This is a genomic window from Bradyrhizobium sp. Arg816 (assembly GCF_029989365.1).
Classification (GTDB): Bacteria; Pseudomonadota; Alphaproteobacteria; order Rhizobiales; family Xanthobacteraceae; genus Bradyrhizobium.
Window position 1 is genome coordinate 16,276 of sequence record NZ_JAPRAQ010000032.1, and the last position, 24,535, is coordinate 40,810.

The 24,535-nt window shown below is 65.3% G+C and carries 26 protein-coding genes; 17 read left to right on the forward strand and 9 right to left on the reverse strand.

Going from position 1 to position 24,535, the window contains the following annotated elements; translation table 11 throughout:
- Nucleotides 1-96 precede the first annotated feature (96 nt).
- The gene (locus tag OWC48_RS41055; protein WP_282525108.1) at nt 97-1,167 is read left to right on the forward strand and encodes a cytochrome C-binding protein; all 1,071 of its coding nucleotides are present in this window, start codon (nt 97-99) and stop codon (nt 1,165-1,167) included.
- A gap of 85 nt (nt 1,168-1,252) precedes the next feature.
- Here the strand turns inward: OWC48_RS41055 and chrA are convergent, their stop codons facing one another.
- Together chrA and OWC48_RS41065 are read right to left on the reverse strand one after the other, a co-directional pair.
- Entirely contained in the window at nt 1,253-2,638 is a 1,386-nt protein-coding gene (gene chrA, locus OWC48_RS41060) for a chromate efflux transporter (RefSeq protein WP_282525109.1), read from the reverse strand.
- Complete coding sequence (locus OWC48_RS41065) at nt 2,638-3,456, reverse strand: chromate resistance protein ChrB domain-containing protein (protein WP_282525110.1); 819 nt, start codon at nt 3,454-3,456, stop codon at nt 2,638-2,640. The genes chrA and OWC48_RS41065 overlap by 1 nt, the downstream gene beginning before the upstream one ends.
- 194 nt (nt 3,457-3,650) lie before the next feature.
- Here OWC48_RS41065 and dmeF point away from each other — a divergent pair, with 194 nt between their 5' ends.
- The 3 genes from dmeF to OWC48_RS41080 all read left to right on the forward strand — a co-directional run bounded on the left by dmeF (nt 3,651) and on the right by OWC48_RS41080 (nt 6,506).
- On the forward strand, nt 3,651-4,625 hold the full coding sequence (dmeF, locus tag OWC48_RS41070; protein ID WP_282525111.1) for a CDF family Co(II)/Ni(II) efflux transporter DmeF: 975 nt from the start codon (nt 3,651-3,653) through the stop codon (nt 4,623-4,625).
- A gap of 86 nt (nt 4,626-4,711) precedes the next feature.
- Nucleotides 4,712-5,545 carry an N-acyl homoserine lactonase family protein gene (locus OWC48_RS41075; protein WP_282525112.1) on the forward strand — a complete coding sequence of 278 codons (834 nt, stop codon included), beginning with the start codon at nt 4,712-4,714 and terminating at the stop codon, nt 5,543-5,545.
- Nucleotides 5,546-5,627: 82 nt separating this feature from the next.
- Nucleotides 5,628-6,506: a DMT family transporter gene (locus OWC48_RS41080; protein ID WP_282525113.1), complete on the forward strand. Its 879-nt coding sequence runs from the start codon at nt 5,628-5,630 to the stop codon at nt 6,504-6,506.
- On the opposite strand, the gene OWC48_RS41085 is transcribed toward OWC48_RS41080, so the two are convergent.
- Nucleotides 6,503-6,694, reverse strand: coding sequence for a hypothetical protein (locus OWC48_RS41085; RefSeq protein ID WP_282525114.1), 192 nt, complete (start codon nt 6,692-6,694; stop codon nt 6,503-6,505). The two genes, OWC48_RS41080 and OWC48_RS41085, sit on opposite strands and share 4 nt — an antisense overlap.
- A 31-nt stretch (nt 6,695-6,725) precedes the next feature.
- A complete protein-coding gene (locus OWC48_RS41090) occupies nt 6,726-7,883 on the reverse strand; it encodes an MFS transporter (protein WP_282525115.1) in 1,158 nt (385 codons plus the stop codon).
- A 175-nt stretch (nt 7,884-8,058) separates the two neighbouring features.
- Here OWC48_RS41090 and OWC48_RS41095 point away from each other — a divergent pair, with 175 nt between their 5' ends.
- Complete coding sequence (locus OWC48_RS41095; RefSeq protein WP_282525116.1) at nt 8,059-9,318, forward strand: adenylate/guanylate cyclase domain-containing protein; 1,260 nt, start codon at nt 8,059-8,061, stop codon at nt 9,316-9,318.
- Here OWC48_RS41095 and OWC48_RS41100 read toward each other — a convergent pair.
- Entirely contained in the window at nt 9,315-9,878 is a 564-nt protein-coding gene (locus OWC48_RS41100; protein WP_282525117.1) for a pyridoxamine 5'-phosphate oxidase family protein, read from the reverse strand. The two genes, OWC48_RS41095 and OWC48_RS41100, sit on opposite strands and share 4 nt — an antisense overlap.
- Before the next feature lie 158 nt (nt 9,879-10,036).
- Between OWC48_RS41100 and OWC48_RS41105 the strand changes: the two genes are divergently transcribed.
- Nucleotides 10,037-11,521: a PLP-dependent aminotransferase family protein gene (locus OWC48_RS41105; protein ID WP_282525118.1), complete on the forward strand. Its 1,485-nt coding sequence runs from the start codon at nt 10,037-10,039 to the stop codon at nt 11,519-11,521.
- Here OWC48_RS41105 and OWC48_RS41110 read toward each other — a convergent pair.
- A complete protein-coding gene (locus tag OWC48_RS41110; protein ID WP_282525119.1) occupies nt 11,518-12,762 on the reverse strand; it encodes an MFS transporter in 1,245 nt (414 codons plus the stop codon). The two genes, OWC48_RS41105 and OWC48_RS41110, sit on opposite strands and share 4 nt — an antisense overlap.
- 167 nt (nt 12,763-12,929) lie before the next feature.
- Between OWC48_RS41110 and OWC48_RS41115 the strand changes: the two genes are divergently transcribed.
- Nucleotides 12,930-14,282, forward strand: a complete 1,353-nt coding sequence (locus OWC48_RS41115) for an Nramp family divalent metal transporter (protein ID WP_282525120.1) — start codon at nt 12,930-12,932, stop codon at nt 14,280-14,282.
- Between the two features lie 131 nt (nt 14,283-14,413).
- Here OWC48_RS41115 and OWC48_RS41120 read toward each other — a convergent pair whose 3' ends face one another.
- The 3 genes from OWC48_RS41120 to hemB form a co-directional block, all read right to left on the reverse strand.
- A complete protein-coding gene (locus OWC48_RS41120; protein ID WP_039147800.1) occupies nt 14,414-15,190 on the reverse strand; it encodes an arginyltransferase in 777 nt (258 codons plus the stop codon).
- 130 nt (nt 15,191-15,320) lie between these two features.
- Nucleotides 15,321-15,860 carry an RDD family protein gene (locus tag OWC48_RS41125; protein ID WP_282525121.1) on the reverse strand — a complete coding sequence of 180 codons (540 nt, stop codon included), beginning with the start codon at nt 15,858-15,860 and terminating at the stop codon, nt 15,321-15,323.
- Between the two features lie 225 nt (nt 15,861-16,085).
- On the reverse strand, nt 16,086-17,147 hold the full coding sequence (gene hemB / locus OWC48_RS41130) for a porphobilinogen synthase (protein WP_282525165.1): 1,062 nt from the start codon (nt 17,145-17,147) through the stop codon (nt 16,086-16,088).
- A gap of 138 nt (nt 17,148-17,285) precedes the next feature.
- Between hemB and OWC48_RS41135 the strand changes: the two genes are divergently transcribed.
- The 10 genes from OWC48_RS41135 (at nt 17,286) to nusB (ending at nt 24,392) form a co-directional block, all read left to right on the forward strand.
- Nucleotides 17,286-17,789, forward strand: coding sequence for a DUF6163 family protein (locus OWC48_RS41135; RefSeq protein WP_282525122.1), 504 nt, complete (start codon nt 17,286-17,288; stop codon nt 17,787-17,789).
- A gap of 514 nt (nt 17,790-18,303) precedes the next feature.
- The gene (ldtR, locus tag OWC48_RS41140; RefSeq protein WP_011087797.1) at nt 18,304-18,822 is read left to right on the forward strand and encodes a transcriptional regulator LdtR; all 519 of its coding nucleotides are present in this window, start codon (nt 18,304-18,306) and stop codon (nt 18,820-18,822) included.
- A gap of 199 nt (nt 18,823-19,021) precedes the next feature.
- Nucleotides 19,022-19,258 carry a hypothetical protein gene (locus OWC48_RS41145; RefSeq protein ID WP_282525123.1) on the forward strand — a complete coding sequence of 79 codons (237 nt, stop codon included), beginning with the start codon at nt 19,022-19,024 and terminating at the stop codon, nt 19,256-19,258.
- Nucleotides 19,259-19,295: 37 nt separating this feature from the next.
- Nucleotides 19,296-19,517, forward strand: a complete 222-nt coding sequence (locus OWC48_RS41150; protein ID WP_074118440.1) for a hypothetical protein — start codon at nt 19,296-19,298, stop codon at nt 19,515-19,517.
- A 253-nt stretch (nt 19,518-19,770) separates the two neighbouring features.
- On the forward strand, nt 19,771-21,069 hold the full coding sequence (gene glyA, locus OWC48_RS41155) for a serine hydroxymethyltransferase (RefSeq protein ID WP_028152497.1): 1,299 nt from the start codon (nt 19,771-19,773) through the stop codon (nt 21,067-21,069).
- A 16-nt stretch (nt 21,070-21,085) separates the two neighbouring features.
- Nucleotides 21,086-21,568: a transcriptional regulator NrdR gene (gene nrdR / locus OWC48_RS41160; RefSeq protein WP_007603426.1), complete on the forward strand. Its 483-nt coding sequence runs from the start codon at nt 21,086-21,088 to the stop codon at nt 21,566-21,568.
- Nucleotides 21,565-22,713, forward strand: coding sequence for a bifunctional diaminohydroxyphosphoribosylaminopyrimidine deaminase/5-amino-6-(5-phosphoribosylamino)uracil reductase RibD (ribD, locus tag OWC48_RS41165; protein WP_282525124.1), 1,149 nt, complete (start codon nt 21,565-21,567; stop codon nt 22,711-22,713). The genes nrdR and ribD overlap by 4 nt, the downstream gene beginning before the upstream one ends.
- Complete coding sequence (locus OWC48_RS41170) at nt 22,713-23,324, forward strand: riboflavin synthase (protein ID WP_282525125.1); 612 nt, start codon at nt 22,713-22,715, stop codon at nt 23,322-23,324. The genes ribD and OWC48_RS41170 overlap by 1 nt, the downstream gene beginning before the upstream one ends.
- A 75-nt stretch (nt 23,325-23,399) precedes the next feature.
- The gene (ribH, locus tag OWC48_RS41175; protein ID WP_282525126.1) at nt 23,400-23,891 is read left to right on the forward strand and encodes a 6,7-dimethyl-8-ribityllumazine synthase; all 492 of its coding nucleotides are present in this window, start codon (nt 23,400-23,402) and stop codon (nt 23,889-23,891) included.
- A gap of 3 nt (nt 23,892-23,894) precedes the next feature.
- Nucleotides 23,895-24,392 carry a transcription antitermination factor NusB gene (gene nusB, locus OWC48_RS41180; RefSeq protein WP_282525127.1) on the forward strand — a complete coding sequence of 166 codons (498 nt, stop codon included), beginning with the start codon at nt 23,895-23,897 and terminating at the stop codon, nt 24,390-24,392.
- The last annotated feature ends 143 nt before the right edge of the window (nt 24,393-24,535 follow it).

A 24,535-nucleotide genomic window follows, 5' to 3' on the forward strand; every position in this document is an offset into this window, starting at 1 on the left:
CTAGCAGACCGGAATTGCTCAGGTTGAGTGCTTCGCACCCAAATCCCTAATTGACGCCAGCTTTTCTCGGCCGTTGAATGCTTCTTGGAACGCCTAATGGAGGAACGCCTGCCCGCAGATTTCTGCGGCACTGCCTCGCGAGCGGCCGATCTTCACGCTTTCGGCTTCGAAGGTCTCGGTCCGCCGATGCGCATGGAGGTCTTAGCCATGAGGATTTCTTCGGCGCTTTTGGCCCTTTCGCTGACGTCGCTTGCTCCAGCGGGGGCGCTTGCACAAAGCCAAGACGGCCCGCCAGCATGGGCCTATCCGGTAAACCCGCCGAATTTCCAACGCGCCCCCGACGACGGCACGATCCGGCGAGTCCCTGACAGCGCCGCCGGTTTTACGCTCACGCAACTGCGCGATCTGTTCGCCGCTCCCGACTGGCATCCGGAAGACCATCCGGCTATGCCAGAGATCGTCGCAAGGGGGAGAAAGCCTGACGTGCTCGCGTGCGGCGTCTGCCACCGGGCAGACGGACCGGGCGGCCCTGAGAATGCCAGCCTGTTTGGCTTCCCCGCGGAATACATCATCCAGCAAACGGTGGAGTTCAAGACGGGCCTGCGTACGAATTCGGCGCCCCGCATCGCCACCGACCTGATGATCAAGACGTCCAAGGCCATCACCGATCAGGAACTCAAGGAGGCTGCGAACTATTTTGCGTCAATCAAACCGAGATCGAAGATTGCGGTCGTAGAGACCGACAACGTTCCGAAGACACATGTAAGGGACTTGTTCCTGGCGCCGATGGACGGCGGCGAGAAAGAGCCCATCGGCCAGCGCATCATCGAGATTCCGGAAAACGTTGAACACTTTGTCAGCCGGGACTCGCGCGCTCGTTTCATCGCCTATGTCCCGGTTGGCAGCATTCAGAAGGGGAGGGCGTTGGCAGCGAGCAGCGACCTCCGCGTCCAGTGCGCCGCTTGTCATGGTGCCGACCTCAAAGGGACTGCCGTGGCGCCAGGGATTGCGGCCCGTTCGCCCACGTACTTGTTCCGTCAGCTTTACGACTTCAAGTCGGGCGCGCGGAAGGGCGCCAATAGCGACCTCATGAAGCCGGCTGTTGAAAACCTCAGCATCGACGACATGATCGCGCTAGTCGCCCATACGGCGTCGCTCATACCTTAACGTTTCTTGGTGCTCGCACGCCCCGAGCCCGTTGTCGTTGTTCGGCTCGGAGCGCGCTCTCTTTGAATGTCGGCTTTTGGCCGCCCTAGATCATCCCCACCAGCCGCAACGCCACGCCCGCAGCGCAACTGCCCGCCAGCACCGTGAGCATGCCGAGCTTGAACCGGAAGATCGCAGTCGCCGCGGCGATCGATAGCACGAGCGCCGGAATATCAACGCTGCTCAACACCGGCCTGTCGAATGCGAACGGGAAGGCGTGCACCGGAACGGTCTCGCGGAACAGCGTGTGCAGCGCGAACCAGATCGAGAGGTTGAGGATCACGCCGACGACGGCGGCGGTGATCGCGCCGAGTGCGCCGGCGAGGCCCGTGTTGCCGCGCAGGCGCTCGATGTAGGGGGCGCCGACGAAGATCCAGAGGAAGCAGGGGGTGAACGTGACCCAGGTCGCAAGCAATCCGCCGAGCGTCGCTGCAAGCATCGGCGACAGGCCGCTTGGATCGCGATAGGCGGCCATGAAGCCGACGAACTGAAGCACCATGATCAGCGGGCCCGGCGTGGTTTCGGCCATGCCGAGACCGTCGAGCATCTCGTGCGGCTTCAGCCAGTGATAATGCTCGACCGCCTGCTGGGCCACATAGGCCAGCACCGCATAGGCGCCGCCGAACGTGACCAGCGCCATCTTCGAGAAGAACAGCGCGATCTGGCTGAACACGCTGGCTTGACCAAGAATCAAAAGCAGCGCGATCACCGGCACCAGCCAGAGCGCGAGCCATAGCGCACCGACGCGGATCGCGCGCGCGGTGTTGGGGCGCACATGCTCGGGAACGGCTTCGCCGAGCATGCTGTCGATCACGGCGGTGCTGCCGCCATGGCCGTGGCCGGCCGGTGCGAATTCCGGGCGGCCGGCCCGCGCGCCGGCATATCCGATCACGCCGGCGGCGATGATGATGATCGGGAAGGGGACCGCGAAGAAGAAGATCGCGACGAAGGCGATTGCGGCGAGCGCAATCATGATGCGGTTCTTCAGCGCGCGCTTGCCGACGCGCACCACGGCTTCGAGGACGATGGTGAGCACGGCGGCCTTCAATCCGAAGAACAGCGCCTCGACGAAGCTGACATTGCCGAAAGCCGCGTAGATGTAGCTCAGGCCCATGATCGCGATGATGCCGGGCAGGATGAAGAGCCCGCCCGCCATCAGCCCGCCGGCGGTGCGATGCATCAGCCAGCCGACATAGGTCGCAAGCTGCTGCGCCTCCGGCCCCGGCAGCAACATGCAGTAGTTCAGCGCATGCAGGAATCGGCCTTCGGAGATCCAGTTCTTCTCCTCGACCAGAATGCGGTGCATCACCGCGATCTGGCCCGCGGGCCCGCCAAAACTCAGGCAGGCGACGCGGAGCCAGACGCGAAAGGCTTCGCGGAAGCTGATGCCGTGACCGGCATCAGCTTCCGTTTGATTGGCGCGGATGTCCATCACGCCTTCACCTTGTTGGTCGGCCAGTTGTGGGTCTCGGCCGTCGCATCGCGGCACCAGCGGTAGAAGGCGTCGTAGAGCGTCATGCCGGCTTCGAGCTGCTCGAGATCGTCGTCGTACATCCGCGACAGCCCGAGCGAAGCCGCGAGCAGGCCGGGGGCTTCCGGTGCGAGGTCGGGCCGCGCGGTGTCGGCGCCACGGACCAACGTGGCGAGCCGCAGCAGCGGGGGCGTGGCAATCCCGAATTCCTCGATCATCACGTCGAAGGTGCAGAGCTCGCCGCGGTGGCTCCAGAACACGTTCTCGATGTCGAAGGGCGCCGCGTTGAAACGCTCGCCCACGGCGACGACCTCGGACGGCGCGACATACAGGAACACCGCGTTGGGATCGACGAAGCGCCGGATCAGCCAGGGGCAGGCGATGCGGTCGACCTTTGGTCGGGCCCGCGTCACCCAGACGGTGCGGCCCTTGGCGTCGCGCGGCGGCAGTTTTGCAGCATCGACCAGCGGCAGCTTTGCGTCCTTCCAGCCCTCGAAGCCGCCTTCCAGAGTCTCAGCCTGGACCCCTAGCTGCCTGAGCCAGGCCGCCGTGCCCTGCGCGAGCTTTGCGCCTCGCAGGCAGGCGACGATGGCGGAGCGGCCGGAAAATTCGCCGCCCCAGTCCGAAACGTTGCCGTGGCTGAACTTGATCGAGCCGGGGATCAGTCGCGGGTCTGCGGCAAAATCCTCGTCCGTGCGCACGTCGATCAGGGCAGGGGCGTTCGCCGTGCCGATCAGCCGTGCCAATTTGTCAGATGATATCGTTGTGTAGGAAGACATGATGCGCCCTCGTAAGAACAAACGGGACGCGATACTTGGGCTTGTCGCCTCGTGGGGAGATCGCTCAATCCCCATGGGCGCCATTACAACGAAACCGCGCCGGGCTGTCAATCGGCTCGTTGACTTGATTTTGCCCGGACGTTCCGCAGGTCTATATTGCGGGTCAACGGACCGGACCTTTCGGAGAGTTTTCGATGCATTCCCATTCGATCGAGCAATGGACCCATGACCACGCCTTTCTGGGCGAGAAGCACGACGAGAACGAGCGGCGCACCTGGCTCGTGGTCGTCCTGACGCTGGTGATGATGGTCGGCGAGATCGTCGCCGGCTCGCTGTTCGGCTCGATGGCGCTGCTCGCCGACGGCTGGCACATGGGCACGCATGCGGCGGCGCTCGGGATTGCCGCCTTTGCCTACCGCTTCGCGCGCCGGCATCTGGGGAATTCGCATTTCACTTTCGGCACCGGAAAGTTCGGCGATCTCGCCGCCTTCTCCAGCGCGATCATCCTGGGCCTGATCGCGGTCGAGATCGCCTATGAGAGCGTGCTGCGGCTGTTCACGCCGGTGCCGATCGTCTATGGCGAGGCCATCGCGGTCGCCGCCCTCGGCCTCTGCGTCAACCTCGCCAGCGCGTGGCTGCTGCGCGACAGCCATGATCACCATCATCACGGCCATGACCACGGCCATGGGCATGCGCATGATGATCACGACGATCATGATCACGACCACAATCATCACGGCCATCATCACGACAACAATCTTCGTGCGGCCTACGTCCACGTCATGGCCGATGCGGCCACCTCGGTGCTGGCGATCGCAGCGCTGGTGGTCGCGATGTATTCGGGATGGGTCTGGGCCGATCCGGCCGTCGGCCTGATCGGCAGCGCCGTGATCGCGAGCTGGGCGTTCGGCCTGGTCAAGACATCAGGCGCGGTGCTGCTCGACGTCCGCGCCGACGAGAAGCTCGAACGCACCATCCGCGCCCGCATGGAGGTCGGAGAGGACCGCGTCACCGACCTGCATCTCTGGCAGGTCGGGCCCGGCCATTGCGCCGTGCTGGTCTCGCTGGTGTCGGACAAGCCGAAGCAGCCGGCCGTCTATAAGAAGCGGCTCGCCGGGCTGAAGGGCCTGAGCCACGTCACGGTCGAGGTCGAGACCTGCCCGCATTGATGTGATCTGCCGAAACGGAATTCAGCGGCGCGGCCGGGGTTGATCCTCGGTCGCCGCCATACCGGGCGCTGCAAGAGGAACCAAGGATGATGCCAGGGATCAAGTTTGCTCTCGCCGTCGCCGCGCTGGCTCTGTCCGGCCACGCGGCCGTCGCGCAGTCCGAGAAATCGGGCGTCGAAAAGCTCTACGTCCTCAATTGCGGGGAGGGCACCGCCGGCGATATCTCGCGCTGGACGCCCGGCCTGAACGAAGGCAAGGCGATGGACTTCGTCGACAGCTGCTATCTCATCAAGCACAGCAATAAGGGCTGGTTTCTGTGGGACACCGGCATCGCCGATGCCGTGGCAGCCATGCCGAATGGCCTTGTTCCCGCCGATCCCAAGGCCGTCACCTGGCGCCGGCCGAAGACGCTGGCCGCCCAGCTCGAGCAGCTCGGCCTCAAGCCTGACGACGTCAAGGCGATGGCGGTGTCGCATACGCATCCCGACCATACCGGCAATGTCGAGCAGTTCCCGCAGGCCATGCTCTACGTGCAGAAGGCCGAATATGACTGGCCCGGCGCCAACAACGAACCGCGCTTCAAGCCCTCGCATCCGGTCGAGTTGCTCGCGGGTGACAAGGACGTGTTCGGCGACGGCAGCGTGACGATCCTGTCGACGCCCGGCCACACGCCGGGACACCAGTCGCTGCTGGTGAAGCTGCCGAAGACCGGCGCGGTGGTGCTGTCGGGCGACGCCGTCCACTTCAGGGATAATTGGGACAACCGCCGCGTCCCCAGCATGAACGCCAACAAGGACCAGAGCGCGGCATCGATGCAGAAGATCGCCGACACGCTGACCAAGGAGAAGGCGCAGCTCTGGATCAACCACGACAAGGCCCAGCGCGACAGCCAGAAGATGGTGCCCGAGTTTTACGACTGACGTTTGCGCCGAGGCTGCTGCCATGGCGTTGGCAGCAGCAGCGTGCTACGGCCCGCGAAAGGCTCCGCGATGGGAGACGAGCGTGGGAGAGTGGGCCGGGGTCGCGATCGCACTGGCGTCGAGCAGCCTCGGCGGCACGGCCGCGGCGATCACCCGCTATCTCGTCGGCGGCGCCGATCCGGTTCTGCTGGCGATCCTGCGCTGGGGGATCGGCTTTCTCTGCCTGTTGCCTTGCGCGCTGCTGCTTGGCGTGCGCTGGCCGCAGCGGCCCGACTGGTCGGCGGTGGCGCTGCTCGGCATCTGCTTCTTCGGCCTGTTCTTCATCCTCTACAATATCGCGGTGTCCTACACGACCGCCGCGCGCGCCAGCCTCGCGCTGGCAACGCTGCCGCTCCATACCATGGTGGTCGGTGCGATCCTCGGCGTCGAGCGTCTGACGGCGCGCAAGATCATTGGCGTCGGCATCGCCGTGCTCGGTGTGACAGCCGCGCTGGCAGCGGGGCTCGCCCAGAGCCCGCCCGGTGCCTGGCGCGGTGAGTTGATCATGACGGGTGCCGTGTTCTGCATGGCGTTCTACAACGTGCTGTCGCGCCCTCTGATGCAGCGCTCCAGCGCATTGGGTTTTCTCACCGTCGGCATGGGCGCGGGCGCCGCCGTGCTGGTTCTGGCGGGGTTCGTAAAGGGCAGCTTTGCGGCGCTCGATCATTTCACGGTGGCGCAATGGATTGCCGGCGTCTATCTCGGCATTGGCGGCGGCGCGCTCGCCTTCATCCTCTGGGTGATGGCGCTGGCACGGGCGACGCCGACCCGCGTTGCCAATACCATGACGGTCAATCCGATTGCCGCGACCTTGCTTGCGGCGTTGCTCATCGGTGAGCCGATCACGGCAAACCTTCTGATCGGGCTGGTTGCTGTGTTCGCTGGCATCTTTATCGCGACCAGCCAGGCGAAGACGGCCTAGCTGCGCGGTGCTGTGACCGGAGGCGGGCTGGCGTCCGGTGTCTTCTTCGGCTTGAGCGTGCCGGCGTAGAACGAGAGCAGCCACACCAGGAGGATGGCGAGGAGATAGACGCCCCAGGCCTGCGGCGGCGTGGTTGCCCAGCGCAGCAGGCCTTTGAAGGTGCGGGGCGGGCTGTTGTCTTCGCTCATGGCCCGCTTGTGCGCGAAAGCGGCTGCGCGGTCAATCCGGCCGCCGCTCGGCGCGGATCAGGAACAGCGTCGCCAGCGCCGAGAGGCTGAGCGCGGAGGAGACCATCAGCACCTTGGCGCCCATGACGTCGATGAGCAGGCCGAACGCCAGTGGCGCCACGGCCTGCGCCATCCGTGCCGGCGCGCCGATGATGCCGAGACGGTAGCCGAAATCTTTCGGGCCGAAGATCGACAGCGGCAGCGTGCCGCGCGCGATCGTGAGAATGCCGTTGCCCGAGCCGTGGAGCAGCGCAAACGCGCTTGCGGCGGGCGCGCCGAAGATGGCGAGGATTGCGGCGCCGAGCGGGTGGGTGACGCAGGCAAGGCGCGTGGACCACAGCGGATGGAAGCGGCTCAGAAAGCCCGCTTCGAGAACGCGCGCGGCCACCTGTGCCGGGCCGATCAGCGCGCCGGCGGCGATGGCCTCGACATGCGTCGCGCCCGTGGCCTCCAGCAGGCGCGGGAAATGGACGGCCATTGCGCCGGTGACGGTCCAGACCGCCGCGAAGACGAAGGCGAGCAGCACCATGGTGCGGTCGAGCGGCAAATGCGGCTTCTCGGTTGTCGCCGCGGCCTGCTTGGCGCCCATGATCGCCGGCAGCATGAAGAAGTTCAGGGGCAGGCCGATCAGGAGATTGGCGGCCGCCCATGCGAAACAGGTCTCGCGCCAGCCGATATGGGACAGGCCCCAGGCGGTGAGGGGCCAGCCGACAGTGGAGGCGAAGCCTGCCATCAGCGTGATGCCGGTGATGGGCCTGCGCGCCTCGGTGCCGTAGATGCGGCCGAGCGCTGCGAAGGCGGCGTCATAGAGCCCCATCGCCATGCCGATGCCGAGCACGAGCCAGGCGAACGCCATCACCGCCAATGAGTGCGAGAGGCCGAGCAGGACGAGACCGGCGGCCATCGTCAGGTTCGAGACCGACAGCACCTGCCGGCCCCCGAACAGATCGATCTGCCGCCCGATGCGAGGGCCGAGCATCGCCGAGATCACCAGCGAGGCCGAGAACGCGCCAAAGATCCAGTTGGAGGAGACGCCGAGGTCGCGCGCCATGGGATCGGCGAGCAGCGCCGGCAGATAGTAGCTGGAAGCCCAGGCCAGGGTCTGCGTGGTGCCGAGCGCCAGGATGATCGGAAGCTGGCGCTGGCTCATCCCGGTACGATTCTGGTCTCGGTGTGCGGCGGTGTCATCGGTTGCATTTGCGGCCCGCGGCGAAAGCGCGTCAACAGCGTCCGCGACATATTCGATCTGCTGCGGACGGGAGCCTTGGTTGCGTACGGTCCGTGCGTGGCCTTTCGCTCGTCACGAATGCACGCCATAATGGCGTATGCAATTGACCTCGCGCCTCGCGCTGATGAACTGGCTGACCGGCCAAGGGCTGACGGGCCTGCCCGAAAACGAGCTGCTCCGCGGCTTCTGCGAGCGCTGCCGCGCCGAAGGGCTGGAACTCTCGCGGGGGCTCGTCGTGATCGACACGCTGCATCCGATCTATGAGGGCCGCGGCTTCCGGTGGAGCGACCGGCAGAGCAACGAGAGCGATGTGTTCGAATATGGTTCGACCGCCGAAGGCGATGCCGCCAAGAGCTGGCGCCGCTCGGTGTTCTTCCACATGCTCGAGCACGGCGAGGACGAGAGGGTGATCGATCTCGCCGACGCGCCGTCGATGGATTTTTCGCAGATCGGTGAACTCGCGGAAAAAGGCCACAAGCACTATCTCGCCTTCGTGCATCGCTTCGGCGAGAACGGCGCGCTCGGCCTGATGGATTGCCTCTATTCCTGCTGGACCACGCGCCGCGACGGCGGCTTCTCCGAACCCGAGCTCGAAGCCCTGCGCGATCTCGTGCCGGTGCTGGGGCTCGCGATCAAGTCGGCGCAACAGGTCGACATCGCGCGAACCCTCGGCCGCGTCTATCTCGGCCGCGATGCCTCCGCGCAGGTGCTGGGCGGGCGCATCACGCGCGGCGTCACCGAGCGCATCAATGCCGTGCTGTGGTATTCGGATTTGCGCGGCTCGACCGGGATCAGCGAGAGCATCGGCCCGGACGAGATCATCCCGTTCCTCAACGACTATGCCCAGGCCGTGATCGACGCGATCCACGATGCCGGCGGCGACGTGCTGAAGCTGATCGGCGATGGCGTGCTCGCGATGTTCTGGGGGGAGGACATGTCGGATGCGCGGCGCGCTGCGCTGCGCGCCGAGCATCTGTTCCGCAAGAACGTCGCTGCGCTGAACAAGCGGCGGGAGGCCGACGGCCGTCCCACAACGTCGGCCTATATCGGCCTGCATGTCGGCGAAGTCTTTTATGGCAATATCGGCAGCCAGGATCGGCTCGACTTCACCGTCGTCGGCCCCACCGTCAACGAGGTCAGCCGCATCGCCTCGATGAGCCGCTCGGTCGACCGCGAGCTGCTGGCCTCGGCCGAGTTCTACAAGGGCCTGGACGCCACCGGCCGCCGCTACCTCGTCTCCACCGGACGCTATGCGCTGCGCGGTATCGGCCGCGCGCAGGACCTCTACACGCTCGATCCCGAGGTCGATACGAGCGAGCCGGTGACCGGGAGCTACGAGCGGTATCTGGCGAATTAGCGGCGGATCGTAGGGGCCGAGACATTAGGCGTTTTCGTTCGATCCTTGGCGGGCCATTGTTCGGAAAGCGGCGGCATCGAAGTCTCCTTGCCGGTCATGCGCTCAACGGCGACGGCGTAGACGGTGATGATGTCGAGCCGCGGGAAGAACCCCTTCGGTCGCGTCGTATCCGGCTTGCCGTATTTGGCCATCAACGTTTCGCAGAACCGCTGCTTGATGCCCGTGTCGCCCACGACCCTGATGCGGCCGAACAGGCATATGCTTCGATAGGCGAGACCGGAATCGCATTCGAACCGTCCATAGTCGAAGACACCTTCGTGCTCATCGATCTCGATGCAGACGCGGGGATCTCGCTCGATGTTTGCGCGCAGATGTCCCCGGGCGGCCGTCGTGTGCAGATACACCTCACCGTCGAGCCAGAGATAGAGGAGCGGGATACAGTAGGGAAAGCCGTCCTCGCTGACTGTCGCGAGATGGCCAGCATATCCACGTGCCAGCATCTCCAGGATCCGCTCCTGCGACATGGCGCGGTCCTCGCGACGGATTTGCGGTGAACTCATGGTGCAAGACGCTCCGCGCCGCCATCCGAATGAGCGGACATTTCAGGTTTCCTTGTTATCCGAAACAGGATAGAAAAATAGTGGTCTTGAGCAAAGGTCCACTTGGTCCTATCGCGGCATACCACTTCTGTGCGGCTCACCCTATCGGACGAGGACCCGTGAAGAGCAGGCAGAGCTGGGCAGAACTCTATTCCTTCAGCGTCGACCGTACGGCGGAGGCGCCGGTATTCCGCCAAATCTACCTCGAACTGCGATCGGCAATTCTGTCCGGAGCGCTTCGTCCGGCGGCCAAATTGCCCTCGACGCGCGACCTTGCGGCGCAACTCGGTGTCTCGCGTACCGCAGTTGTCTCGGCTTTCGAGCAGCTGCTAGCCGAGGGTTATGCCTTCGGCAGGAAGGGGGCGGGGACTTATGTTGCGTCCGATCTGCCTGAACCGTTTGCCGCGCCTCATGGCCGCAAGACGCGGGCGGCGCCGGCCGCGGCAGGCGCGGCCTCCTTTCACGGCCTCGGCGATTTTGTCGATGTGACGACGCAGAATGACGAGCGTCCCTTCAACCTCGGGCGCACGCTGTTGGATGCACGTAGCGCCGAATTGTGGCGCAAACTCACTGCGCGCACGCTGCGATCGTTTGAGCGACATCATCTCGGCTATGGCGATCCGCGTGGCTTGCTGGAGCTGCGCGAGTCGGTTTGCGACTATCTTCGGGCCGCACGCGGCGTGCGCTGCGAGGTCGACCAGATCGTGATCACCGCCGGCACGCAGCAAGCCGTGGACATCGTCGCACGTGTCATGCCCGGGCCGGACAAGGAGGTCTGGATCGAAGACCCCGGCTATACCCTGACCCGTCTTACCCTCGCTGCGTCAGGCGCGAAGGTTTGCGCCATCCCGGTTGACCAGCACGGCGTGCACGTCACGGAAGGGATCCGCCGCGCCCCGAAGGCGCGCGCAGTTTTCATAACGGCCTCGCACCAATTTCCGACAAGCGTTCCCCTGTCGATGGCGCGCCGCCTCGAACTTCTCGCCTGGGCCCGCGAGTCCGGCGCCTGGATCATCGAGGATGATTACGCGAGCGAATTCCGCTACGGCGGCCGTCCCCTCGCTTCGCTTCAGGGCCTGGATGAGGCCGGCCGTGTCATCTACGTCGGAACTCTCAACAAGGCGCTCTTCCCGGGACTGCGGCTTGGCTACGCCGTGCTACCACACCCGCTGGTGCGGAATTTCGTTGCCGCGCGCTATCTGATCGACCGTCAACCGTCGAGCCTCTGCCAGTCCGTTGCTGCGGCCTTCATGGAAGAGGGGCATTTCGCAGCCCACATCCGCAGAATGCGGGAAGTGTACCGCCGCCAGCGCGATACCCTCGTTGCGGCACTGAGGCGGCGCCTGGGCGACCATTTGTCGGTCGAGCCGCCGGACCAGGGCATGCACCTGGTTGCCTACACGCGACGGGGACTTTCCGATGTGAAGATCGAACGGGCCGCTCGCGACCACGGCGTCACCGTTCGCGCGATGAGCCGCCACTATATCGAGGCGCCGGCACAGTCGGCGCTGATGCTGGGCTTTAGCGGCTACCCGCAGCAGACCATTGCACCGGCGGTTGCCCGACTGGCGCGGGCTATCGCCGCTGATTGCGTACCGGACTAGCACCGCGCCGGCACTTCGTCCCCCACCATGGCCGGCTGCCGATCCAGCGCCACGGCGGGAGAGAGCCAGGTCACAAGTGCCTGCACGCCGAACACGGCGGCTGCGAGATACAGGCACGCCTCCGCGCTCCAGAGGCCGCCGACGATCGCGCCCAGCGCCGAGCCGAGCGGGCGGGCGCCGTAGCTCATGATGTTGATGGCGGAGACGCGTCCGAGCAGGCGCGGCGGCGTCACGGACTGACGCAGGGTCGTGGTCGAAATCACCCACAGGATCGGCCCGACGCCGAGCAGGAAGAAGCTCAAGGCCGCGAGCCAGGGCGAGGGGACCAGCACCGTCAGCGCCATCACCACCGCGGCGACGAAACCCGTGACCGGGCCAAGGCCGACCACCGTGCCGAAGGCGATGCGCTTCATCACGCGCGTGGCGAACAGCGCGCCGATCACCATGCCGACGCCGTACATCGTCAGCACGGTGCCGACGCCTGCGGCGGTCAGGCCGAGATGGCGCACCGCATAGGGCACGAACACGGCGATCTGGAGGAACCAGCCGGTGTTGAAGATGAACTGTGTGATGAACACCGGCCGCAGCAGCGGATGGTGGAACACGAAGGCCGCGCCCTCGCGGATGTCCTGGAACGGATGGCGCCGCGGCGAGGGTGTCCGGGTGGGCTCGTAGATGCCGGAAAGCAGCACGACGGCGATGGCCGAGAGTGCCGCGGCAAAGCCGAAGGCCGGGCTCGCGCCCCACCAGCCGACCAGCGCGCCGCCGAGCGCAGGCCCGCTTGCAAAGGCGATGGTGCGGGCGAGCTCGATGCGGGCATTTGCCGACGGCAACAGCTCCGCGCTTACCAGCGAGGGCACCAGCGCCGGCGCCGCCACGCTGTAGACGACCGTGCCGCATACGGCGGCAAAGCCGAGCAGAGCGAGAAGCAGCAAATTGAGCGCGCCAAGTGTGAGCAACAGGACGATGGCCGCCAGCGCGACCGCGCGCAGCGCTTCGGCACCCGCCATCAGCGAGCGGCGGGAGATGCGGTCGGCGAGCAGGCCGGCTGGAATCGCGAACAGGACGAAGGGCAGGGTAAGGGCGGTCTGGAGCAGGCCGGTCTGGCCTTCCGCAACACCCAGCGTGAGCACGGCGACGATCGGGGCCGCGGCCAGCGCGATCTGCTCGGCCGATTGCGCCGCCAGGTTGGACCAGGCGAGGCGGTTGAAGGTGTCGGGGAGGCGAAGCGGGTTTGACATGGCGCATTTCCTGCAAAGTCGCGTTGGCGCCAGTATCCGCCCCCGAGGACCGCCAAACCCACCCGCTTCCCGACAGGGCGGCGGATAACCGCCGCGCCGGGAACTCACGCGGCTAGATGCAGTTGCAAATGAGTTGCAATAAGCTTCGACTTCGGTATTCTGCTGCTATGGATGCCCGCTCCCCCGATTTGACCCGAGATGCCGCCGGCTGGCGCACTGATGCGCCTGCTACCAAGAGCCTCGCCGAGGTGAATGCCTCCGTCGCCATCCCCACGGCGGGGGTGTGGTGGCGGCGGCTGCTCGCCTTTGTCGGCCCCGGCTATCTGGTCTCGGTCGGCTACATGGACCCCGGCAACTGGGCGACCGACCTCGCCGGTGGGTCGAGGTTCGGCTACACGCTGCTTTCGGTCATCCTGCTCTCGAATTTGATGGCGATCCTGCTCCAGTCGCTGGCGGCGCGGCTCGGCATCGTCACCGACCGCGACCTCGCGCAGGCCTGCCGCGCGACCTATTCGCCGGCGGTGAACTTCCTGCTCTGGCTCGCCTGTGAGGCGGCGATCATCGCCTGCGATCTCGCCGAGGTCATCGGCACAGCGATTGCACTCAAACTGCTGTTCGGCATTCCCCTGATCGGCGGCGCGCTGCTTGCCGCGCTCGATGCATTCCTGCTGCTGCTCCTGATGAACCGCGGCTTTCGCTTTCTCGAAGCCTTCGTCATCGCGATGCTTGTCGTGATCGCGGTCTGCTTCGTGGTCCAGATCGTAGCCGCGGCGCCCCCGGTGGCGGAAGTCCTGCACGGTTTTATGCCGAAGACCGAGATCTTCACCAATCCGGAAATGCTCTACATCGCGATCGGCATCATCGGCGCGACCGTGATGCCGCATAATCTCTATCTGCACTCCTCGATCGTGCAGACGCGCGCCTATGAGCGCAACGACACCGGACGGCGCGAAGCGATCAAATGGGCGACGACGGACTCGACCATCGCCCTGATGCTGGCCCTGTTCATCAATGCCGCGATCCTCGTCGTGGCGGCCGCGACCTTCCACAAGAGCGGCCATTCCGACGTCGCCGAAATCGGCCAGGCTTTCGAGCTGTTGTCGCCGCTGCTCGGCCTCGGTATCGCCTCGACGCTATTTGCGATTGCGCTGCTCGCCTCTGGCCTGAACTCGACGGTGACCGCGACGCTCGCCGGGCAGATCGTGATGGAGGGCTTTCTCGACCTGCGCCTGCCGAGCTGGGCGCGCCGTTTGCTCACGCGAGGCATCGCCATCGTTCCGGTGATCGTCGTCACCGCGATCTATGGCGAACGCGGCACGGCCGATCTGCTGGTGTTCAGCCAGGTCGTGCTGTCGATGCAACTGCCCTTCGCCGTCATCCCGCTGGTGCGCTTCGTCTCCGACCGCCGCAAGATGGGGAAGTTCGCGATACCGCCATACGTCGCCGCGGTCGCTTGGATCGTCGCGGGCATCATCGTGATCCTGAACGTGAAGCTGCTGGTGGACACGCTGTTCGGGTGAGTGTTCGCCCAACACACCGCCGTCGTCGCCCGGCTTGACCGGGCGACCCAGTATTCCAGAGACGGTTGTGATTGAGCCTAGAAGCCGCGGCGTACTGGATGCCCCGGTCAAGGCCGGGGCATGACAGCGAGCTAATCCTGCGGCTCTGACGTCGCGTCACCTTGCGCATCGATGCGCAGCCAGCCCGACGGCGCGAGGCGCTGCTGCGGCAGGAAGCGGGCCTTGTAGTCCATCTTCTTCGAGCCCTCGATCCAGTAGCCGAGATAGACGTAAGGCAGCCCCTGGCGGCGGGCGCGGGCGATGTGGTCGAGGATCATGAAGGTGCCCATCGAGCGGCTGACCTGGCTCGGCTCGAAGAACGAATAGACCATCGACAGGCCGTCGCTGAGCACGTCGGTCAGCGCCACCGCGATCAGCTCCTCGCCGCGGCCGGTGATGCCGCTGTCAGGGCCGCGCTTGCGGTACTCGATGATGCGGGTCTCGACATGGCTGTCCTCGACCATCATGGCGTAGTCGAGCACGGTCATGTCGGCCATGCCGCCATGGCGGTGGCGGGAGTCGAGATAGGCGCGGAACACCGAATATTGCTCGGAGGTCGGCACGGCACTGCGCTGCTCGCCGATGATGTCGGCGTTGCGCGCGATGACTTTTCGGAAGTTGCGGGAGGGGCGGAACTCGTTGGCGATCACCCTGACCGAGACGCAGGCGCGGCACTGGTCACAGGCCGGCCGGTAGGCGATCGACTGGCTGCGGCGGAACCCGCCATGGGTCAGGAGGTCGTTGAGGTCGCCCGCGCGCTCCCCCACGAGGTGCGTAAACACCTTGCGCTCGTGCCGGCCCGGCAGATACGGGCAGGGAGAGGGCGCCGTGAGGTAAAATTGGGGGGTGTCGCGCGAGTGCTGGGTCAAGGGACGTCGTGGGCCTCCAAAGTGGGCATCAGCATCGCGCTACGAAGCCCCCCGGTCAATCGGTCTACGCGGCAGGTCAGATCAGTCAGTTTAGTCGGTCCTGGTTGATAGGTTCTTGATCATCAGGCTCTCAGTAGGTCCTTGCGGCCTGCGGAACGGGCGCGCGGACGGAATTGTTGATCACGACCGTTCCCAGCACGACATCATGCAGCAGGCGCCGACGGCCGTTGAACAGCCCAACCAGCACCACGAAAGGTGTCAGGAACGAGACCGTCACCCAGAACAGCACGGCATGGGTGGCGCCGAGCACGAAATAGCCGGGCGCGCCGTACCAGGTGCGCAGCTCCAGATCCATCAGGCGCATGCCGATCGTCGCGGACGACGGACCGCCGATGCAGGCACCGTAATAGACGATGGCCCAAACAACGGAGGCCGGCCAAGCCAGCCAGAACAGCGCCCAGCCGATGCCGAGCGTGACGATGCCAAACAGCGCGATGAAGACGTAGCCGAGGATCACGGGAACGGAGATCACGACCATGTCGATCAGGAAGGCGAACGCCCGCCGCGTCGCCACGCCACGGAACAATTCCGGGTGCAGATAGGGATCGTAGGCGTGCGGTTGCGCAGCGCCGTCATTGCGCCAGGCATTGCCCGAGTCCGAATACGACATGGTCCGTTCTCCCAAGGGAAACTCCCGTGGCAGGACATGGGAACAAGCCATCCCCGTGCCAAGGGTGCGCGGGCGTCAGCAAGCCGAAATATTCCGGCAATTCGGGGGCGGCGGACCGAGCCGTGCCGCAGGGTGGCCAAAGGCGCGTGGCGCCGTGCCCACCATCGTTCCGGGATCACTGGCTGGGATAGTGGGCGCGCGCCGCTTTGCCTACCCAACGATGCCTTACGTTTGGCTCCGCAGCTTCTCCGCCACCTTCGGCGCAAAATAGCTGAGCACGCCGTCGGCGCCGGCGCGCTTGAACGCCAACAGGCTTTCCATCATCGCGCGCTCGCCGTCGAGCCAGCCATTGTTGGCGGCCGCTGCGATCATCGCGTATTCGCCGGAGACCTGGTAGGCGAAGGTCGGCATCGCAAAAGTGTCCTTCACGCGCCGGACCACGTCGAGATAGGGCATGCCGGGCTTCACCATCACCATGTCGGCGCCCTCGGAGATGTCGAGGTCGACCTCGCGCAGCGCTTCGTCGGTGTTGGCGCTGTCCATCTGGTAGGTGCGCTTGTCGCCGGTGAGCGTCTTGGCCGAACCGATGGCGTCGCGGAACGGGCCGTAGAAGGCGGAGGCGTATTTGGCCGCATAGGCCATGATCTGCACGTCGAGCAGACCTGAGCGGTCCAGCCCCTCGCGGATCGCGGCGACGCGGCCGTCCATCATGTCGGAGGGCGCGATGATGTCGCAGCCGGCTTCGGCCTGGACCAGCGCCTGACGCACCAGCACCGCGACCGTCTCGTCGTTCAAGATCTTGCCGTCGGAGATCAGCCCGTCATGGCCGTGGCTGGTGAAGGGATCGAGCGCGACGTCGCAGAGGATGCCGATGTCGGGAAACTCTTTCTTGATCGCGCGCACCGCCTGGCAGACCAGGTTGTTCGGATTGGTCGCCTCGGAGCCTTCCTCGTCGCGCAGGGACGGGTCGGTGTAGGGAAACAGCGCGAGGCAGGGGATGGTGAGCTTCATGGCGCGCTCGGCCTCGCGCACGGCCTGGTCGACGCTGAGGCGATCGACGCCCGGCATCGAGGCGATCTGCTCGCGCTTGTTGTTGCCGTCGATCAGGAACAGCGGCCAGATCAAATCGTCGGTGGTGAGCACGTTCTCGCGCACCATGCGCCGGGCCCATTCGGCCTTGCGGTTGCGGCGCGGGCGGACGGTCAGATCGAGGGCAGGGGAGGCTGCAGCGCCATCCCGGCGCGAAACCTCGCGCAATTCGATCGGACGTCCGTACTTGATCGCCATCATTCTTCCTCCGGCTGGAATTATTCTTATACCAGCTCGCATGGTTCCCGCCACCGCGGCTTGACCTGCCGCAAGGCAAAATTGAGGTCACGCGGGCAGCCGATTGATTTTGCGGGGCGAAGCAGCCAGAAGGGGACCATGTCCGAAATCTCCACCCGCGATGCGGCCCGCGACGGCGCCAGTGCCAGGGACGCCGCCAGAGACAACGCCAGAGACAACGCGATGTCGGTGGCGGCGATCTCGTCAGAGCGCCCCGAGTCCGACGACAATGTCTGGACGCGCCGGCTCGTGCTGTTCCTGCGCGTGATGGCGCTGCTGTCGATTCTGAAGGGCCTCTATCACTGGGCCCAGGTCACCGGCTTCGTCGGCGGCGAGGACGAGGCGTTCGAGAACCAGTCGATGGCCTGGCAGGCCGCCACGGTCTATTTCGCCGTGATCGAGCTCGTTGCCGCGGTCGGCCTCTGGCTCGCGACGCCCTGGGGCGCGGTGGTGTGGCTGACGACCGTGGTGTCGATGGCGGTGATCGAACTGATGTTCCCGGGCATCTACGGCGGCAGCCTGGTCGTCGTCGGCGTCGAAGCCTTCATGCTCGCCGCCTATCTCGCACTCGCCTGGATGGCTGCGCGCGAGCGGCCGCCGTAGCGCGCAGTCGATTTCAACGTACACTCTCTCGTGCCCCGGACGCAGCGCAGCACGTAGTGATGCGCTGCAGAGCCGGGGCCCATCACGCCGCAATTTCGCTTTTGGCTTTTCTGGGTCCCCGGATCTGCGCTTCGCTTGTCCGGGACACGAGAGCGGCATTTCCGAAGTCGTGGCTTGGTTGACCGCTGGTTGCCTAAAATTCGAGGTAACTTTTCATTGACTCCGTGCATCCCGCCACAGCTCTTACGCGCCCGTTTCGAAACGGGGCGGCCCTGTACTGGAATGCGACAGAGGTCGCGGACGGAGGGTGAACAGGACCTTGCGAGGGTCAACAGACGGTTGCGAAAAGCCCTTGTGACACAGGCTTAATCCGCAATTCACTGTCTTAAATTCATGATCTCTTTATTCTCTTATTTAAGCCGATCTTCAAACGCCCCTCTTAAGTTGCACCTATCAGACGGAGCACAAGTTTCGTCGAATAAGTGTCGATAAAAACGACAACAGGGGAAGTGTCATGATGAAAGCCGTCGCAACTGCGGCAGATACCGCAGAGCGCGTCTCCGGCCAGCAGGGTTCGGTGCAGTCGCTCTATCTGGAAGCTTTGACTCTGGTGGAGCGGCTGCATCGCCGGCTCCTCGACGTCATCAAGGACGAGTTCGATCGCCGCGGCCGTGCGGACATCAACTCGGTGCAGGCGCTGCTGCTTTACAACATCGGCGACAAGGAGCTGACCGCGGGCGAGCTGCGCACGCGCGGTTACTATCTCGGCTCCAACGTCTCCTACAATCTGAAGAAGCTCGTCGAGCTCGGCTTCCTCGATCATCAGCGCTCGCGCGTCGATCGCCGCTCGGTGCGCATCCGCTTGACCCCGCAGGGCCAGGAAGTCCGCCGCATCGTCGACTCCCTCTACCAGAAGCACGTCAAGACGGTGGAGCAGGTCGGCGGCATCTCGGGCGAGGAGTTCTCGACCCTCAACAAGTCGCTGCACCGCCTCGAGCGGTTCTGGACCGACCAGATCCTGTATCGTCTCTGAGTTCTTTACGACGGGACTTGGCCAAGCCGGCCCACAACAAGACCGGCAAGCCTCCCGAACGTGCCTGACCTCCCCAAGCGCGCCGGCCCGGCTCTGCCCGGACCGGTGCGTTTTGTCGTTTCGCGACTGCGAAATAATTACCCGGCCGGGCGGAACCAGTTCCCCGCACCGCAGTTGTTACTGCGGATCGGAGGATGCGATGCTGGTCGAGCGCGGGCTTCAGGCAATGAACGTCGAACTCGTGAGCGATGCCTATGCCATCGCCGCGAATTATCTCCGCCGCTCCGGCGCGATTCCCGACACGCTGGTCACCAACGAACGCCTGCTCGAGATCGTCATCAAGCTGCTCCAGCACGGCGAATTCAACAAGATCAGGCTCGCCAACAAGGCCATTGGCCGGTTCGAGGCCCAGTCCGGGTCTCGCGCGGTTGCCTGATCAAGACTCCCAAAATTCGACAGAACCAGAGGGTGACATGGAAGCTGCCATCGACCGGATCATGCAGACCTATGACCTGCTCGCCAATCGCACGGCGGCGGCCAGCGAGGAGGCCCGCGTCAAGGTCACGAACTACCTCAATACCCTGATGGAAGCCGGCGAGAAGGACCCCCACAGGTTGACGGTCTGCGGACTGACCTATCTGCGCCAGCTCGACGGCAGCGTGGACCCGGTGAAGGCGGGGTATACCGGGTTGTAGGGGGCCGGTCCGGCCGGCACGGATTTTAAGGTCCAAATCGGACCCTTCAGGACTTATCGAGTCGGACGGTTCAGAAGCCGTCCTCTCGCCCGGATCCTTCCATCCCCACCATATCTTGCATAAATATCAGGCCCGACCCGCAAATACTTGGCCGGGGGCGGGTGATGTGGTAGATCGCGCTCGCCGCTTCCGATCGCCACACCAGACCGCCCGTAGCCCGCCAAAAGGCTGCGGCGGTGGAGATATTCGCAAGATGACCTCAGCCAGAACCGCCTCCGCGCCCGACTCGTTTTTCACCGCCTCGCTCGACCAGGCCGACCCGGAAATCGCCGCCGCCATCAAGGGCGAGCTCGGCCGGCAGCGCCATGAGGTCGAGCTGATCGCCTCCGAGAACATCGTCAGCCGTGCCGTGCTGGAAGCGCAGGGTTCGGTGATGACCAACAAGTACGCAGAGGGTTATCCGGGCGCGCGCTACTATGGCGGTTGTGAGTGGGTCGACGTCGCCGAGAACCTCGCGATCGATCGCGCCAAGAAGCTGTTCGGCGCCAACTTCGCCAATGTGCAGCCGAACTCCGGCAGCCAGATGAACCAGGCCGTGTTCCTGGCGCTGCTGCAGCCCGGTGACACCTTCATGGGCCTCGACCTCGCGGCCGGCGGCCATCTCACTCACGGCTCGCCCGTCAACATGAGCGGCAAGTGGTTCAAGGCCGCGCACTACACCGTGCGCCGCGAGGACCAGATCATCGACATGGACGCGGTCGCCAAGCAGGCCGAAGAGGTCAAGCCCAAGCTGATCGTCGCCGGCGGCTCGGCCTATTCGCGCGCCTGGGACTTCAAGCGCTTTCGCGAGATCGCGGACAGCGTCGGCGCGTACCTCCTGGTCGACATGGCGCACTTCGCCGGTCTCGTCGCCGGCGGCGTGCATGCCTCGCCCGTGCCGTATGCCCACGTCACCACCACCACCACGCACAAGTCGCTGCGCGGTCCGCGCGGCGGCCTGATCCTCTCGAACGACGAGGCGCTCGCCAAGAAGCTCAACTCGGCGATCTTCCCGGGTCTGCAGGGCGGCCCCTTGATGCATGTGATCGCGGCGAAGGCGGTTGCCTTCGGCGAGGCGCTGCGTCCGGACTTCAAGATCTATGCGAAGAACGTCGTCGAGAACGCCAAGGCGCTGGCCGAGGCGATGAAGAGCCACGGGTTCGATATTGTCTCCGGCGGCACCGATAACCATCTGATGCTGGTCGACCTCAGGCCGAAGGGCCTGAAGGGCAACGTCTCGGAGAAGGCGCTGGTCCGCGCCGCCATCACCTGCAACAAGAACGGCATTCCGTTCGACCCCGAAAAGCCCTTCGTCACCTCGGGCCTGCGTCTCGGCACCCCGGCGGCGACGACCCGCGGCTTCGGCGTCGCCGAATTCCAGCAGGTGGGCGGCATGATCGCCGAAGTCCTCAACGCGATCGCGCAGTCCGACGACGGCAAGGCGCCGCTGGTCGAAGCCGCGATCAAGGAGCGGGTCAAGGCACTCACCGATCGGTTCCCGATCTATCAGTAAGGTCTAGGGTACACGGATGCGCTGCCCGAACTGCAACAGTCTCGATACGCAGGTAAAGGACTCGCGTCCGACCGAGGATTCTTCCGTGATCCGCAGGCGGCGCGTGTGCGTCGCCTGCAATTTCCGCTTCACCACTTTCGAGCGCGTGCAGTTGCGCGAGCTCACGGTGATCAAGCGCAACGGCCGCCGCGTGCCGTTCGACCGCGACAAGCTGATGCGCTCGGTGTCGATCTCTTTGCGCAAGCGGCAGGTCGAGCCGGAGCGGGTCGAGAAGATGGTCTCCACCATCGTCCGCGAGCTCGAGACCGGCGGCGAGGCCGAGATCTCCTCCGAGGTGATCGGCGAGACCGTGATGGAGCATCTGCGCACGCTCGACGACGTCGCCTATGTGCGCTTTGCCTCGGTCTATCGCAATTTCCGCGAGGCCAAGGATTTCGCCGACGTGCTCGGCGAGCTCTCCGGTGAGGAGGAAGCGCGGCTCGCCGCGATCCGCAAATGATCTTCCGGATCCTGGAGGATCAGTTCGCGCAGAAGGCCCGCGAGTCCAAGGACGCCGATCGCCGCTTCATGCAGCTTGCGCTGGCGCTGGGTAAGCGCGGGCAGGGGCGCACCTGGCCCAATCCTGCCGTGGGCGCTGTCATCGTGAAGGACGGGGTCATCATCGGCCGCGGCTGGACACAGCCAGGCGGGCGGCCGCATGGCGAGCCCGAAGCGCTGCGCCGGGCCGGCGAGGCCGCGCGCGGCGCCACGCTTTATGTCACGCTTGAGCCGTGCTCGCATTTCGGCAAGTCGCCGCCTTGCGCAGACGCGGTGATCGCCGCCGGCATCACGCGGGTGGTCGCGGCGATCGAGGATCCCAATCCGGAAGTCGCGGGTCAGGGTCATGCGCGCTTGCGCGCCGCCGGCATCAATGTGGATGTGGGTCTGTGCGCGGCGGAGGCCGCGTTCGACCACGCCGGGCATTTCCGCCGCATCCGTGACAAGCGCCCGCATGTGATCCTGAAGCTCGCGGTCTCGCCTGACGGCAAGATCGGTGCGGCTGGCGGCAAGCCGCTTGCGATCACGGGCGAGGCCGTGCGCAATCGTGTGCATCTGCTCCGCGCCCAGAGCGACGCCATCCTGGTCGGCATCGGCACGGTGCTGGCAGATGATCCGCAGCTGAATTGTCGCCTGCCGGGCATGGAAGCACGTTCTCCCATACGCGTCGTGCTCGACCAGAATCTGCGCATTCCGGCCGCGAGCCAGCTTGGTCGTTCCGCGCGGGAGACGCCGCTCTGGGTGATCGGCTCCGAGCTTGCGGAAGCTGCCGCCGCCACGCGGCTCGGAGCGGCCGGCGCTCAGATCATCCGCGTACCGCCGGGAAACGCTTCCGGGCTTGATCTTTCGGCCGTGCTGCATGTGCTGGCGGAGAAAGGCATCACGCGGCTGATGGTCGAGGGCGGCAGCCGTGTCGCGGCGTCCTTCGTCGCGGCCGACCTCGCCGACGAGATCTGGCTGTTCCGCGGAGCGGAAGAGGTCGGCCCGGGCGGCGTCGATGCGCTCGATGCATTGCCCCTGTCGAAAATCACGCAGTCGCGGGCCTATAAGGTTCATGCTAGCGAGACATTCGGCAAGGATACTCTCACCATCTACGAGCGCTCGTAATGTTCACTGGCATTGTCACCGATATCGGCGAGATCGTCGGCTTCACGCCGACAGCGCAGGGCCAGTTGCACAGGCTGCGCATCGCTTGCCGCTACGATCAGACCACCATCGCCGATGGTGCCTCGATCGCCTGCAGCGGCGTCTGCCTGACGGTCGTTGCTTCCGGCGTCGAAGGCGGCAGAACCTGGTTCGACGTCGATGCCGCCGCCGAGACGCTGGCGCTGACAACTGCAAAGCACTGGAAGGTCGGCACGAGGCTCAATCTCGAGCGTGCGCTCAAGATCGGCGACGAGCTCGGCGGCCATATCGTCGCCGGCCATGCCGATGGTGTCGCCACCCTCGTCAGTCGCGAGGACCTGCCTGATATGGCGCGGTTCGAGCTCGCGACCACGCGGGAGCTCGCGCGATTCATCGCCACCAAGGGCTCGATCACGCTCGACGGCGTGTCCCTGACGGTCAATACGGTGAGAGACGTGACCTTTTCGGTGCTGATCATCCCGCATACGCTGACGGTCACGACGATCGGCGGCTGGAAAGCGGGCGCCGAGGTCAATATCGAGGTCGACCTGATGGCCCGCTATGCAGCGCGGCTGACCGAAATGACGGTTTAAAACTTGGCTTACCCGCTCGCGGCGACTACATAACGCGCCGACCCAAGAGACGACTTAACTAAACGGATTTAGACGATGGCAGACGCGCGGCGCGCACCCCTGAAGGACCAGACCGACATTTCCGGCGCACGCGCGCTGATTGTCGAGGCACGGTTCTATGACGATCTCCAGGATGCGCTTCTGGACGGCGCGGTGACCGAGCTGAAGGCGGCCGGTCTGACGCATGACGTGATCACGGTTCCAGGAGCACTGGAAATCCCGGCGGCGGTCGCCATCGCGATCGATGCCGCGGCGGCGAACGGCAAGCCCTATGACGCGGTGATCGCGCTCGGCTGCGTGATCCGCGGCGATACCATCCATTTCGAGATCGTCTCGCAGGAATCCTCGCGCGCGCTGATGGATCTTGCGGTTTCGCGAAAGCTACCGCTGGGCAACGGCATCCTCACCGTCAACACCGAGGCGCAGGCCTGGGCGCGGGCGCGCGCCAGCGAGCTCAACAAGGGCGGCGATGCCGCGCGCGCCGCGATCGCGATGCTGCGCATCAAGCGCCGCCTGGCGCGGGCCTGAGCGATGGCTGACAACAGCAAAAAACCGCCTGTCGGCACCGAGAAGAAAGCGAACCGGCGCGGTGCGGCGCGGCTCGCGGCCGTGCAGGCGCTGTATCAGATGGACATTGCCGGCGCTGGCATCAACGACATCTTTGCGGAGTTCGAGAGCCACTGGCTCGGCAACGAGGTCGAGGGCGATACTTACCTGCCGGCGGAAGCGGCCTTCTTTCGCGACGTGGTCTCCGGCGTCGTGCGCGACCAGAAGATGCTCGATCCCCTGATCGACGAGGCGCTGTCGAAGGGCTGGCCGCTGAAGCGGATCGAGGCCATCCTGCGCGCGGTACTGCGGGCAGGGGCCTATGAGCTCCAGCATCGCAAGGACGTGCCGGGCCGCGTCGTCGTGTCGGAATATGTCGACGTCGCGAACGCCTTCGTCGACCGCGAGGAGACCGGCATGGTCAACGCCGTGCTCGACCAGATCGGTCGCCAGTTCCGCGGCGACGAGTTCGGGCGGGGCTAATTGAGACGATGACTTCCGCCGTAGCCGTCATCCTGAGGTGCCGGAGCGAAGCGGAGGCCTCGAAGGACGACGGCGTGCCGCTGAGGTGCTGCTCGGCCGTGCATCCTTCGAGGCTCGCAAGGGCTCGCACCTCAGGATGACGG

Bases quoted from the DNA above. Each gene is read 5' to 3' on its own strand.
- OWC48_RS41055 (WP_282525108.1), top strand. From the start codon at position 97: ATGGAGGAACGCCTGCCCGCAGATTTCTGCGGCACTGCCTCGCGAGCG.
- chrA (WP_282525109.1), bottom strand. From the start codon at position 2,638: ATGGACATCCGCGCCAATCAAACGGAAGCTGATGCCGGTCACGGCATC.
- OWC48_RS41065 (WP_282525110.1), bottom strand. From the start codon at position 3,456: ATGTCTTCCTACACAACGATATCATCTGACAAATTGGCACGGCTGATC.
- dmeF (WP_282525111.1), top strand. From the start codon at position 3,651: ATGCATTCCCATTCGATCGAGCAATGGACCCATGACCACGCCTTTCTG.
- OWC48_RS41075 (WP_282525112.1), top strand. From the start codon at position 4,712: ATGATGCCAGGGATCAAGTTTGCTCTCGCCGTCGCCGCGCTGGCTCTG.
- OWC48_RS41085 (WP_282525114.1), bottom strand. From the start codon at position 6,694: ATGAGCGAAGACAACAGCCCGCCCCGCACCTTCAAAGGCCTGCTGCGC.
- OWC48_RS41090 (WP_282525115.1), bottom strand. From the start codon at position 7,883: ATGAGCCAGCGCCAGCTTCCGATCATCCTGGCGCTCGGCACCACGCAG.
- OWC48_RS41095 (WP_282525116.1), top strand. From the start codon at position 8,059: ATGCAATTGACCTCGCGCCTCGCGCTGATGAACTGGCTGACCGGCCAA.
- OWC48_RS41100 (WP_282525117.1), bottom strand. From the start codon at position 9,878: ATGAGTTCACCGCAAATCCGTCGCGAGGACCGCGCCATGTCGCAGGAG.
- OWC48_RS41110 (WP_282525119.1), bottom strand. From the start codon at position 12,762: ATGTCAAACCCGCTTCGCCTCCCCGACACCTTCAACCGCCTCGCCTGG.
- OWC48_RS41115 (WP_282525120.1), top strand. From the start codon at position 12,930: ATGGATGCCCGCTCCCCCGATTTGACCCGAGATGCCGCCGGCTGGCGC.
- OWC48_RS41125 (WP_282525121.1), bottom strand. From the start codon at position 15,860: ATGTCGTATTCGGACTCGGGCAATGCCTGGCGCAATGACGGCGCTGCG.
- hemB (WP_282525165.1), bottom strand. From the start codon at position 17,147: ATGGCGATCAAGTACGGACGTCCGATCGAATTGCGCGAGGTTTCGCGC.
- OWC48_RS41135 (WP_282525122.1), top strand. From the start codon at position 17,286: ATGTCCGAAATCTCCACCCGCGATGCGGCCCGCGACGGCGCCAGTGCC.
- ldtR (WP_011087797.1), top strand. From the start codon at position 18,304: ATGATGAAAGCCGTCGCAACTGCGGCAGATACCGCAGAGCGCGTCTCC.
- OWC48_RS41145 (WP_282525123.1), top strand. From the start codon at position 19,022: ATGCTGGTCGAGCGCGGGCTTCAGGCAATGAACGTCGAACTCGTGAGC.
- OWC48_RS41150 (WP_074118440.1), top strand. From the start codon at position 19,296: ATGGAAGCTGCCATCGACCGGATCATGCAGACCTATGACCTGCTCGCC.
- glyA (WP_028152497.1), top strand. From the start codon at position 19,771: ATGACCTCAGCCAGAACCGCCTCCGCGCCCGACTCGTTTTTCACCGCC.
- nrdR (WP_007603426.1), top strand. From the start codon at position 21,086: ATGCGCTGCCCGAACTGCAACAGTCTCGATACGCAGGTAAAGGACTCG.
- ribD (WP_282525124.1), top strand. From the start codon at position 21,565: ATGATCTTCCGGATCCTGGAGGATCAGTTCGCGCAGAAGGCCCGCGAG.
- OWC48_RS41170 (WP_282525125.1), top strand. From the start codon at position 22,713: ATGTTCACTGGCATTGTCACCGATATCGGCGAGATCGTCGGCTTCACG.
- ribH (WP_282525126.1), top strand. From the start codon at position 23,400: ATGGCAGACGCGCGGCGCGCACCCCTGAAGGACCAGACCGACATTTCC.
- nusB (WP_282525127.1), top strand. From the start codon at position 23,895: ATGGCTGACAACAGCAAAAAACCGCCTGTCGGCACCGAGAAGAAAGCG.